We start from the raw sequence: 10901 nt of genomic DNA on the forward strand, positions 1-10901 counted from the left end.
ATTTGACCACGATGCATTGGTAGAAACACGATGCACTGGCAGAAAAATGAGTGAGCCTGGCGTTAAGAAAATGAGTGGCACCTTAGTCAGTAATAATAGGGCAGGTTTTTTTCCTTGGCGGCGCGTACCCAACTGGGAACAAAGGGTATGATTTTATCCTGTGTCGGCACCCGTATTTCTATGAAATTTGCACCGGGATGTGCGAGTGCGTCGGTGAGGGTTGGCTCGATCTCGATTTCTGAGGTGATTTGGGCAGTTTTGAAGCCAAAGCCCTCGGCGACCTTCAGGTAGTCGACACCGCCGAAATCGGTTGACCATGGTTCGTCAACATCGTCGAGCAAGATGGCTTCACCCCGGATCCAGCCGAAGCTGTCGTTGCGGGTGAGGATGACTGTCACGTTCCTGTTGGACCGTTTGATCGTTTCCATGTCGCCCAAGACAAATCCGAGCGATCCGTCACCAGTGAAACAGATTACGGGTCCGTCAACGGCATACGCTGCCCCAAGAGCCGCGGGTATGGAATACCCCAGCGCACCCATTGAGTAATTGGTGATGTAGCGCCTTCCAGCCTTGCGAAAGGTCAGAAGTGCAGAGGGATAAATTGCACTCACCCCAGGTTCAGACGTCACAATGGCATCATCCGGCATCAGGCTGTCGAGGGCCTGAGACAGTTTGACTGGAGAGACCGTCCCTTCTGGCATCGGGATGTTGGAATTGAAGACCTTGTCCAACGCGGTCATCTTTATCGGCGTGAGATCGAGATGTGGCCGACTACGGTTTGGGTGCTCGGCCTTTAAGATCTCGATCATGTAGGACAGGGTGGCGCGTGCATCGCCGACCAAGCCGACCCTGACCGGAAAATTGTTGCCAATATGTGCCTCGGCAATATCGAGATGTAGAAACGTTTTGGCATATGGATCGCCATACAGCTTCCAATGATCTGTCGCTGCGCTGTCGGTATTCGTGCCAATGAAAAAGATCACATCTGCGTCGTGAACATATTGGTTCGAGTATTCCATTCCGCCTCTACCACCGATAACGCGCAGGGCCAGCGGGTGATCTTCTGGGATCGTTCCTTTGCCGGGAGTGGTTGTCCCAACGGGAATTTGGAGCAACTCTGCCAGTTCAACGATGACGTTGGAGGCCTTGGAAATGAGACCTCCCTGGCCGCAGACGATCGCAGGGTTTTTGGCCGATAGCAAAACGTCGATCGCCTCTCGGATCTTGCTATGGTCGGCCACGGGGCGATGTGCAGGATATGCACTGTATTCCGCTTCGGCATACAGATCAGGTAGATCTGCTTCCTCACCGAAGATATTGATGGGCACACGAATATGGACGGGGGCCGGTCTGCCCGAGGTCGCAACACGAAACGCCCGCCGTAGCAGGAACGGAATTTCACTCACGTTGGTGACAACATAGGATTCCTTACAAATGCTGTCGTAAAGCGCGGTTTGATCGACCCCTGTAAGCCCATGTTTTTTATCGTGATTTATCGGAATGTCGGAGCTTAAAAAGATTACCGGGACTGAGCTGAGGTAGGCTTCGGTAATGCCGGGGGTGCAATGTGTGACGCCGGGGCTGGGGGCCTCGAGCACGGCGGGGCGACCGGTGATCTTGGCATAGGCTTCTGCGGCATAAGACGCGGTGCGTTCATCGCGTGTCAGAACGAATTTGATGTCCGAATGAGCGCGCCATTCTTTGTACCAGCCGATTGTCGTTTCGCCGGGTAGGCCAAAAACATGGGTCACGCCATGCAATTCGAGCATTCGCAGAAGTGCCTGAGCCCCGTTCATGCGTTGCGGTTCCGGTGACTTCGGCATCAGCTATCTCCATCTGTCAGCAAGCCTATACGATAGCGGGCTAACATGTCTGGGTCTGGTGACGTGCCAAGACCTGGTGAGGTGGGCACATGCACATGACCATCGCTGACCGGGAATGGCGTATCGGCCAAATCTGCTTTGGCGTAATAGGTGGACATATAGAATTCACACCCAAGAGTTAGGTTCGGAATAGCGGCCATTAGATGCGTGCCGGCCATATGGGCAATGGACGTCTCGAACATGCAGCCGCCATAGACTTCGATCCCTGCTGCGCGCGCGATTGCGGCAACCTCCATGCAGCGCCGGATGCCGCCGGATTTGGCTATTTTCAAAGAAAAGATATCCGCCATGCGCGTCTGTGCCCCGCGAAGCGCATCGCCCACGCCGAAGACACTTTCATCTGCCATGATCGGGACATCCACTGCGCGTGTGATGTCGGCCAGCGCTTCACGCTCGTGCATGCGTACAGGTTGTTCGACGAATTCAGGGCGGAAGGTCTCAAGATCGCGAATATGCCGGATCGCATCATAGGCGGGTAGCCCTTGATTGTAGTCGATGCGCAGGCGGATTTCGTCGCCGTAACGTTCGCGCAGTTTTTCAAGGCGCATCAGGTCAAAAGCATGATCGGTAAAGCCTGTCTTGAGCTTGAATATCCGCACGCCACTGTCCCAGATCCGGGCGACGTCATCAAGATCGGCGTCGAAATCCGGGTTGGCTACGGAAAAGCTGAGCGGAATGCTATTTCGGTGACGGCCGCCAAGGAGTTCCGCAATTGGCAGGCCTGCAATTTGCCCCGCAATGTCCAACAGGGCACATTCAAGCGCGGCTTTGGCCTCTGGGTGGCCGACCAGAACATGGTTTGCCTCCATCATGATTGGTTCGACTTGCAACGGGTCGCGTCCGATCACCTTTGGCCGCAAATGCACATGCAAGGCAGCTGCGTTTCCTTCCAATGTTCCTGTGAACACGGGCCATGGCGATGCCTCTCCCCAACCAGTCAAGCCGCTGTCCGTCGTCAATTCGCAAAGTGCGACATTGATCCCACCGACATCGCCAGACCCGTGCGCATGGACGGCCTGCGCCGGGATGGAGACGCAATGAACGCGCATCTCGACGATCTTATGAGCCGTCATTGCGTCTCCATCCGGGTGTCATACTGGTCGCGGGGAAACCGCCGAGGCAAGAGGCCGGCCTGAAACCAAAGTAGGTAGGTGTAGATCGAAAAGACCGGGCGACCTGTCGCGCGGCGAATGTCTGCGGCGTAGGGTACCATATTTGTGCATTCCAGCAGGATTGCCCCAACTTTGGGATTTTCTTCGACCAGCCTCAAAGCGGCTTCAATGTTATCTGCACGCGCCTGATCGAAATCGATTTCATGGGCGTTGCCGAGCACGTGCTGCGTAAAATGAGAATCTGCGCCTGTTCCCATTATGGGGGTATCCGGGGCAATCCCAGCAGAGGTCAGATGTCCAGCGGTCAACGTTTCGGATGAGATGGTCAAAATCCCAAGCTTGCGATCAACTGGCAGCGACTGACGGATCAACCCGGCTTGCAGGAGTGATGAAGACGCGACTGGCACACCCAGAGCGCGGGACATCTCGGACTGAAACTGCACAAGAAACCCGCAATTCGTTGCGATTCCGTCGCAGCCAAGGTCGACCAGTTCGCGCCCGGCATCGATAAATGCATCCAATAGCGGGGCCGCATCGCCGCGTACTACGTTGTCTGGTGTGGCTGCGGAAACAACTTTGAATTGAACCGGAAAGGGCCAAGTGGTGGCGTTGCCAATATCGCCGGGGATGCGAGGAAACCGTGTGTTCAGCATCAGAATTCCGACGCTCGCCCCGAACACTGTTTTGCCGCCCTGCGTGAACATTCGTTGTTTATCCTGTGAAACGTGGTTTGCGGCGACCTGATCATCTATTCTGGTACAGCGCATATCCTGACGGCTAATTCTAATGGTTGACCAATAGCCTAGCGCGGTCCTTCAATAGAACGCAACGCCGTGATTCCCTACGGCATCAATTTTGGAGAGGCGCTATCCCTGAGAACATCATCATTGCCGGTGCCGGGATTGTCGGGGTTTCGACTGGGATTTGGCTGCGTCGTTTCTCTGATGCCAAAGTCACCATCATTGATCGCCTTCCGCCGGGCGAAGGCACGTCACATGGGAACGGTGGTGTTCTAGCCGCCTGCGCTATGGTCCCCGTCACTGGTCCGGGACTGATCCGCAAAGCGCCGGGTATGTTGATGAACCCTGACTTCCCACTTTTTCTGCGTTGGGGATATCTGCCGAAGCTCCTGCCTTGGCTGATGAAATATCTTTCGAATGCCAATGACGCTGACACGCGCCGGATTGCAAACGGACTGACCACGATTGTCGCGGACAGCATTGATCAGCACAAAGCTTTGGTGTCCCAGACCGATGCCGAGGCGTGGGTCGTTGAAAGCGACTATTCGTTTGCCTACGCCAATCGCGCCGCCTTTGAGGCAGACGCCTATACTTGGGGTCTGCGCCGCGATGCCGGCTTTGAACCGGTTCTGCGTGAAGGTGAGGCATTGCGGACGTTTGCCCCGGAACTGTCGTCTTCCATTGGGTTTATGGCGACTATGAAAGACCATGGTCATATCCGTGACCCCGGTGGATATGTGAAAGCGTTGGCTGCGGTGTTCGAAAAGATGGGCGGCCAAATCCGTCAATCCAAAATCGAGGATTTCGAGCTGACCGACGATAAGGTTACGGCTGTTCTGACATCGGACGGCCGTCAGCCCTGCGACCGCATGATCCTCGCGACGGGTGTGTGGTCCAAGCCGCTGATGGCAAAGCTGGGCCTTTCAATTCCCATCGAGTCCGAGCGCGGCTATCATATCGTTTTCGAAAACGCGACCGGCGGTCCAAGCCATCCAATGATGGTGGCCAGTGGAAAATTCGTTGCCACACCTATGGATGCTGGACTGCGATGTGCGGGGGTTGTGGAATTTGGCGGACTTGACGCAGAGGCGAGCGAAGCGCCTTTTAACCTTCTTCGCAAACAGGCCAAGGCCGCTTTTCCAAACCTGAAATATAGCGGTGAGATCGACTGGCTGGGCCACCGGCCTGCGCCCTCTGACAGCCTTCCGCTGATTGGTCAGGTACGTGAAACCGGCATCTTTACCGCCTTTGGCCATCACCACATTGGATTGACGGGTGGACCAAAAACCGGAAGGATAACCGCAGGTCTTGTCGCAAACCAGCCGCTGAACACTGATATTGCCGCTTTCGACCCAATGCGATTTGCATGACACCGCGACACAAAAAAACGATCAATCAATAGGGAAGATTAACATGACAAAAATCACAAAAGTATGTGCAACACTGGCTGCGACCATGATGCTTGCCGCGCCCGCAATGGCACAGGAAAAGTGGGACCTGCCGATGGCTTATGCGGGCTCCAACTTTCATTCTGTGACCGGTGCGGAATTTGCCGAGTGTGTTACCACTGGCACGGGTGGAGCGATCGAGATCACCACGCACCCGTCGGGGTCGCTTTTTGCAGGTGCTGACATCAAGCGCGCTGTCCAGACAGGCCAGGTGCCTATTGGTGAGCGTCTGCTCTCCGGTCACCAGAACGAAAATGCACTATTTGGCTGGGATTCCGTCCCTTTCCTTGTGTCGTCTTTCGATGAACACGAAAAGCTGTACGAAGCTGCCAAGCCGCATCTTGAGGAGCTCTTGGCTGAGCAGAACATGACCATGCTCTACTCCGTTCCTTGGCCGCCGCAGGGTTTGTACTTCAACAAGGAAGTCAATTCTGCTGCTGACATGGCTGGTATAAAATTCCGTTCATATAATAACGCGACAGCTCGTCTGGCCGAGCTCACCGATATGTTGCCTGTGTCGATCGAGGCCGCTGAGATTAGCCAAGCCTTTGCCACCGGTGTGGCCGAGTCCATGGTGTCTTCAGGTGCGACTGGCTATGACCGCAAGGTCTGGGAAAGCTTGAGCCACTTCTACAGCGTCGATGCATGGTTGCCGCGCAATTATATGCTGATCAACAATGATGTTTGGTCCGATGTTTCGGACGCCAACAAGAACATCATCAACGCCTGCGCAGGAATGGCCGAGTATGCTGGCACTTGGCGTGCGAAGGAATACACCGGCTTCACGCTCGCAGGCCTTGCCGAAGGTGGCATGACTGTTGGGCCGGCTGGTGAACAGTTGATGAATGATCTGCGGGCGGTTGGTGAAACCATGGCCTCCGAATGGATCGAGGCGGCGGGTGAAACCGGCCAAGCGATCCTTGACGCCTACAACGCGAACTGATCGCATCTTTTCGGGTCAGCCCTTTCCGGGCTGACCCAATGCACTTTTTTTAATTTTTCAAGCGCTGGAGACAGCCATATGACCAGTGCCTTGCGTGGTCTGCGCCGCATTCTTGATTTTCTCTACCTCGCCGCAGGTGTCATGGCGGCAGTTTGTCTGATCACTATCTTGCTGTTGATCGTGGCTCAAATGGTTGCAAGATGGACCGGTGAAATCTTTCCTGGTGCCGCAAATTACGCTGGCTATGCTATGGCTGCGGCCAGTTTCTTTGCTTTTGCCAATGCGCTCAACCGCGGTGCGCATATCCGCGTGTCGCTTCTTCTTAATTCGGTGCCCAAGACGTTTCGTCGTTTTCTTGAGATTTGGTGCTTTGGGATTGCCACAGCTGTCATGTGGTATTTCACCTATTACGCCTATTGGTTCGCCTACTGGTCGTGGAAGTTCAACGAAGTCAGTCAGGCTCAAGACGCGACCCCCATGTGGATACCCCAATCGGTGATGGTCATCGGAGGCGGAATTCTTGCGATTTCCCTAACCGATCATCTGATCCATGTGCTGTTCCGCGGCGATCACCGCATCGAGCGCGACCTCGTTGATCAAAGCTTCGCGGAGTAGGGCAATGGAAGAAATTTACGCAATCAGTCTCTTTCTTTTCGTTCTTTTTCTGCTGCTTGGTACCGGGGTCTGGGTAGGCATCGCACTCATGGGTGTGGCGTGGGTTGGCATGGAATTGTTCACGTCACGGCCAGTTGGCGACACAATGATCACGACAATCTGGGCGTCGTCATCTAGCTGGACGCTCACCGCCCTGCCGCTGTTTATTTGGATGGGGGAAATCCTGTTCCGCACCCGGTTGTCAGAGGACATGTTCCGGGGGCTTTCGCCATGGCTGGCACGGCTTCCAGGCGGGCTGGTGCATACCAATATCGTTGGCTGCACCGTTTTTGCTGCCGTGTCTGGGTCATCTGCTGCAACGCTGACTACGGTTGGCAAAATGTCGATCCCTGAACTCCGGGCACGTGATTATCCCGAACGAATTGTCATTGGCACACTTGCTGGCGCGGCCACGCTTGGCCTGATGATTCCACCTTCCCTGGCGTTGATCGTTTATGGCGTCACGGTAAATGAATCGATCACGCAGCTTTTCTTCGCAGGTGTGTTCCCGGGCCTGTGCCTTGCCCTGATGTTCATGGGCTATGTCGCTGTTTATTCAAAACTTTCCTCAAGCTGGAACCCCAAACAAGAGACGGGCATGTCCTTTGCGGACAAGGTCAAGAATTCACGGTTTTTGATCCCTGTGCTTCTTTTGATCTTTGTGGTGATCGGGTCGATGTATGCGGGCTATGCCACGGCAACCGAAGCAGCGGCGATTGGCGTGATCGGATCGCTGGTGCTTGCTGCCGGTCAGGGGTCGCTAAACTGGGGCACGTTTTCAGAAAGCCTCATGGGGGCGACGCGGACATCGGCCATGATCGCGTTGATCCTTGCGGGTGCTGCGTTCCTGAAACTGGCGATGGGCTTTACCGGTTTACCACGTGCGTTGGCCGATGGCATTGCGACTATGGAACTTTCCCGGTTTGAACTGCTGATGATCCTCATGGTGTTCTACATCATCCTTGGTATGTTCCTTGATGGTATCTCATCCGTAGTCCTAACGATGGCGGTCGTTGAACCTATGGTGCGTGAGGCGGGCATTGATCTCATCTGGTTCGGGATCTTTGTGGTTGTTGTGGTCGAGATGGCTCAGATTACGCCGCCAATCGGGTTCAACCTGTTTGTTTTGCAAGGCATGACTGAGCATGAGATGGGCTACATCACTCGCGCCGCGTTTCCGATGTTCATGATCATGGTTCTCATGTGCTTTGTGCTTATCTGGTTCCCAGGAATTGCAATGTGGCTCCCCGATAATATGCGACAGGCCCCATAAAGGCTTATGAGCTCTTGCTGGCTTTGATGTGCAAGGCATTGAGCCTATCGGGCGACCATTAAGACAACTTCGACAAGGTCGTTCTCGGACAGCGCGGCCTGAACGCAGGCGCGCTGCGGCCAATGCGTTGGATCGTCACCAACCCATTCGCACCAAGCGCGATCCATCTCCGCCTTTTGGGAGATATCGGTGATGTAGACCGTGGCGGTGATCGCGCGGGTTCGGTCTGTATCCATCTCTGCTAAGATAGCGTCGATCCGAGCCAGCGTGCTGACCGTCTGCTCATATAGGTCATCAGTATCCACTTGTGAGGTGGCAACTGCCCAAGCAAAACCATTGACGGCACTGCCAGAATTGCGTCCTGTCGCTTGGCCCCGAACGCGGATAATTTCGCTCATCGTTTATTCCTCTTGGTCGGTGAAAGCGCGAGCCTCTGACAAGACAGCGGCATTAAGGGGTCTCACCCATTTGCGGTCAACACCTCCCGTGGGCAATTTGCAAAGGTCCGGGCTCCATCCTTTGTCACGGCAAATGTTTCGCTCACCACCAAGCCATATTTCTCCATCCACAAAGCCGGAATGCAATGGAAGGTCATGTTTTCTTCCATAAACGTGGTGTCTCCCGCCCTTAGCGAGCATGTTAGCTCACCCCATGTGGGCGGAAACCCGATACCAACGGGATAACCAATGCGGCTGTCCTTTTCGATACCATGCTTTCGAATTACTTTTTCCCATGCCACTGCCATGTCCTGACATTCCGCACCGGGGCGAACCACATCCAAGGCCGCTTCCAGCCCTTCTCTGATGATCGCCGTGGTTTTCAAAACCTCCTGTGTCGGCTTGCCGGTATAAACACAGCGCGACAGTGGTGAATGGTAGCGGTGCCGAACACCGCCCATCTCGATGTAGAACACTTCGCCTTCTTCAAGCGGCCTGTCTGTCCAGCTCAGATGCGGGGCAGATGCCATTTCACCGACCATTGCATTCGGCGGCTTGCATGGAAAAGTGCCGCCGAATTCTGGCGTACCTGCGGTTGTCACTCGGTAGATTTCAGCCATGACATCGCATTGCCGAACACCCGGTCGGACCATCTTGCGTGCGCAATCCATGGCCAGTGTCGCGATCTGTCCGGCCTGGCTCATATATGCGATCTCCTGTGCGGATTTCACCATTCGCACGCGATTGACCAATAAGAAGCCATCCTCAAACTCGCCTTGGCCCAAACCTGCCGTGAGAATTCGGTTCCATTTCGCGGTGTAATAATAATCGTCTTGCTCGGCGGCGATGCGTCCTTTGTGCCAGCCCCTGTCGCGCAAAATTTGTACGAGGTAATCCATCGGGTGCAGATCATCACTGCCAACATATTTATCGGGATAGGAAATGACGTTTTCTTCGGCCAGATAGGCCGTGAACTTAGCGCCGACTGCGTCCATCTTGCGACCAAACCAGATTGGCTCGTCCGCATCCAGCGCGACAACCACCATCTGTGGGGTGTAGAATGACCACCCATCGTAGCCCGTGGCGTAGAACTGGTTGGCCGGGTTCGAAATCAGCAGCACATCAATTTGGCGAGCCCTCATCGCATCTTTAATTCGGGCCACTCGGGCGTGAAATTCCTCATGTTCAAACAGCAATTGCACGATCGCATCCCTTATAGTTTCTAGGCCAGCAGAACCTAAGCTTCTAAGTGTTGTCTACGAAATTTTTCTTTTTTGATAGCCTTGGCAGTGTTGACCAACAGAACTGGGTGATCATAGATCTTCCAATTTTCCGCTTATTGACGACCTCTGAGCATCACCCAAACCACATATTTAATTGGGGTCTGACCCTTCAGGCTAACGCGTTGTCAAAAGACCTTTCTACGATGCCGACCCCTGTCAACCGATCATAGTATTCGGTCACCAGATAATGGGGGCCAAAGTGCGATGCGTTGATTGCTATTGCAGTGGGATATTGGCGTTTCGTCCTGCCAAGCGCACACTGATTTCGTATGCCTTTTCCGGTGTCATTCCAGCCATAATCCGTGCAGCGCTATCAGTGGGCATGCGTGCAAGAAACCCGGCGGCAAAAGCGGCTTCCATTTGTTCGAACAAGGCCGCCGCTTGTTTTGGTTTCATGTTCGCATAAACATCTGTGAGTTGAGACAAATCATCCTCGGCGGCTGCCGACGCAAGTGAGATCGTTTCACGCAGGTTTTGTTCAGCTTGTTCCAGTTTGGCCAGTTCAGCTTCGATCGCGGTTTCTGCGGCAGCGACGCTCGTTTCGCGTTGATCCATTTCCGTTTCGCGGTCGATCAGCCGCTGCTCTCGTTCCTTGATGGCTTCAAATGCTGCATTGAGTGTCTCAGGACGGGCAAGATCCATTGTCGGTTGCTCTGAGACTTGTTCTGAAAGCGTTGCTTTCGGGTCTTCGCTGGCGATTACCTGCCCTGCTTCTGTGGCAAGTCGCACCCCAGCTGACAGAAGAAGGAATGTTCCAATAATCGCCAAAGTTCCTTTTCGTGATGGCCCACCGGTCGCCTCCGCTTTCTTGGATTTTTTGGTCATCCGCTGCCTCCTGCATGCCGCGCAAAAACAGGGCCGACTGGTGGATAAGGTGGATCAGCCCTGGCATCGGTTGGGGGAAGATCGTGCATAGAGGCGACCATCAATTCCAACCTTTTGGCAGCATCTTCAGCACGGCTGGTCAGGGTTTCCAGGCCATCTGTCGAATGGGTCGCAGTTTTTTGCGCACCTTCCAATGCGGTCTGCAGATCAGAGACTTGCGCCGAGAGAACTGCCACCGCCGCTCCAACGCCGTTTTCAAGATCTGTAAACCGCGAAAGCCTTCGTGACAGCACGAAGCAATAA

11 protein-coding genes are annotated in these 10901 nt (G+C 54.5%); 4 read left to right on the forward strand and 7 right to left on the reverse strand.

Features of this window, described 5'->3' with window-relative positions:
- Positions 1 to 86 precede the first annotated feature (86 nt).
- The 3 genes from ACTG4M_RS15815 to ACTG4M_RS15825 are packed head-to-tail and all read right to left on the reverse strand — an operon-like array spanning position 87 to position 3699.
- Complete coding sequence (locus ACTG4M_RS15815) at positions 87 to 1823, reverse strand: thiamine pyrophosphate-binding protein (RefSeq protein WP_439124627.1); 1737 nt, start codon at positions 1821 to 1823, stop codon at positions 87 to 89.
- Positions 1823 to 2956: an enolase C-terminal domain-like protein gene (locus tag ACTG4M_RS15820; protein ID WP_439124628.1), complete on the reverse strand. Its 1134-nt coding sequence runs from the start codon at positions 2954 to 2956 to the stop codon at positions 1823 to 1825. Before ACTG4M_RS15820 ends, ACTG4M_RS15815 begins: the two co-directional genes overlap by 1 nt.
- Positions 2953 to 3699, reverse strand: a complete 747-nt coding sequence (locus ACTG4M_RS15825; RefSeq protein WP_439124629.1) for an aspartate/glutamate racemase family protein — start codon at positions 3697 to 3699, stop codon at positions 2953 to 2955. Before ACTG4M_RS15825 ends, ACTG4M_RS15820 begins: the two co-directional genes overlap by 4 nt.
- A gap of 164 nt (positions 3700 to 3863) precedes the next feature.
- Here ACTG4M_RS15825 and ACTG4M_RS15830 point away from each other — a divergent pair, with 164 nt between their 5' ends.
- The 4 genes from ACTG4M_RS15830 to ACTG4M_RS15845 all read left to right on the forward strand — a co-directional run bounded on the left by ACTG4M_RS15830 (position 3864) and on the right by ACTG4M_RS15845 (position 8053).
- A complete protein-coding gene (locus ACTG4M_RS15830) occupies positions 3864 to 5105 on the forward strand; it encodes an NAD(P)/FAD-dependent oxidoreductase (RefSeq protein WP_439124637.1) in 1242 nt (413 codons plus the stop codon).
- Positions 5106 to 5148: 43 nt separating this feature from the next.
- Positions 5149 to 6126: a TRAP transporter substrate-binding protein gene (locus ACTG4M_RS15835; protein ID WP_439124630.1), complete on the forward strand. Its 978-nt coding sequence runs from the start codon at positions 5149 to 5151 to the stop codon at positions 6124 to 6126.
- Positions 6127 to 6204: 78 nt separating this feature from the next.
- Positions 6205 to 6741, forward strand: a complete 537-nt coding sequence (locus ACTG4M_RS15840) for a TRAP transporter small permease (protein WP_439124631.1) — start codon at positions 6205 to 6207, stop codon at positions 6739 to 6741.
- Positions 6742 to 6745: 4 nt separating this feature from the next.
- Entirely contained in the window at positions 6746 to 8053 is a 1308-nt protein-coding gene (locus tag ACTG4M_RS15845; RefSeq protein ID WP_439124632.1) for a TRAP transporter large permease, read from the forward strand.
- Between the two features lie 44 nt (positions 8054 to 8097).
- Here ACTG4M_RS15845 and ACTG4M_RS15850 read toward each other — a convergent pair whose 3' ends face one another.
- The 4 genes from ACTG4M_RS15850 to ACTG4M_RS15865 all read right to left on the reverse strand — a co-directional run.
- Complete coding sequence (locus ACTG4M_RS15850) at positions 8098 to 8451, reverse strand: Rid family hydrolase (protein WP_439124633.1); 354 nt, start codon at positions 8449 to 8451, stop codon at positions 8098 to 8100.
- Positions 8452 to 8513: 62 nt separating this feature from the next.
- Positions 8514 to 9692 carry a M24 family metallopeptidase gene (locus ACTG4M_RS15855; RefSeq protein ID WP_439124634.1) on the reverse strand — a complete coding sequence of 393 codons (1179 nt, stop codon included), beginning with the start codon at positions 9690 to 9692 and terminating at the stop codon, positions 8514 to 8516.
- Between the two features lie 297 nt (positions 9693 to 9989).
- Positions 9990 to 10598: a MotE family protein gene (locus ACTG4M_RS15860; RefSeq protein ID WP_439124635.1), complete on the reverse strand. Its 609-nt coding sequence runs from the start codon at positions 10596 to 10598 to the stop codon at positions 9990 to 9992.
- Positions 10595 to 10901: hypothetical protein (locus ACTG4M_RS15865; RefSeq protein WP_439124636.1), on the reverse strand; the 307-nt coding region annotated here is incomplete at its 5' end. The genes ACTG4M_RS15865 and ACTG4M_RS15860, both read right to left, overlap by 4 nt.

Origin of the sequence: Marivita sp., assembly GCF_965656765.1 — a bacterium.
In the GTDB taxonomy this organism is placed as follows: domain Bacteria; phylum Pseudomonadota; class Alphaproteobacteria; order Rhodobacterales; family Rhodobacteraceae; genus Marivita.

What these genes read in the sequence shown, in the direction of transcription:
- ACTG4M_RS15815 (WP_439124627.1), bottom strand. Translation starts at nt 1,823, where the DNA reads ATGCCGAAGTCACCGGAACCGCAACGCATGAACGGGGCTCAGGCACTT.
- ACTG4M_RS15820 (WP_439124628.1), bottom strand. Translation starts at nt 2,956, where the DNA reads ATGACGGCTCATAAGATCGTCGAGATGCGCGTTCATTGCGTCTCCATC.
- ACTG4M_RS15825 (WP_439124629.1), bottom strand. Translation starts at nt 3,699, where the DNA reads ATGTTCACGCAGGGCGGCAAAACAGTGTTCGGGGCGAGCGTCGGAATT.
- ACTG4M_RS15835 (WP_439124630.1), top strand. Translation starts at nt 5,149, where the DNA reads ATGACAAAAATCACAAAAGTATGTGCAACACTGGCTGCGACCATGATG.
- ACTG4M_RS15840 (WP_439124631.1), top strand. Translation starts at nt 6,205, where the DNA reads ATGACCAGTGCCTTGCGTGGTCTGCGCCGCATTCTTGATTTTCTCTAC.
- ACTG4M_RS15845 (WP_439124632.1), top strand. Translation starts at nt 6,746, where the DNA reads ATGGAAGAAATTTACGCAATCAGTCTCTTTCTTTTCGTTCTTTTTCTG.
- ACTG4M_RS15850 (WP_439124633.1), bottom strand. Translation starts at nt 8,451, where the DNA reads ATGAGCGAAATTATCCGCGTTCGGGGCCAAGCGACAGGACGCAATTCT.
- ACTG4M_RS15860 (WP_439124635.1), bottom strand. Translation starts at nt 10,598, where the DNA reads ATGACCAAAAAATCCAAGAAAGCGGAGGCGACCGGTGGGCCATCACGA.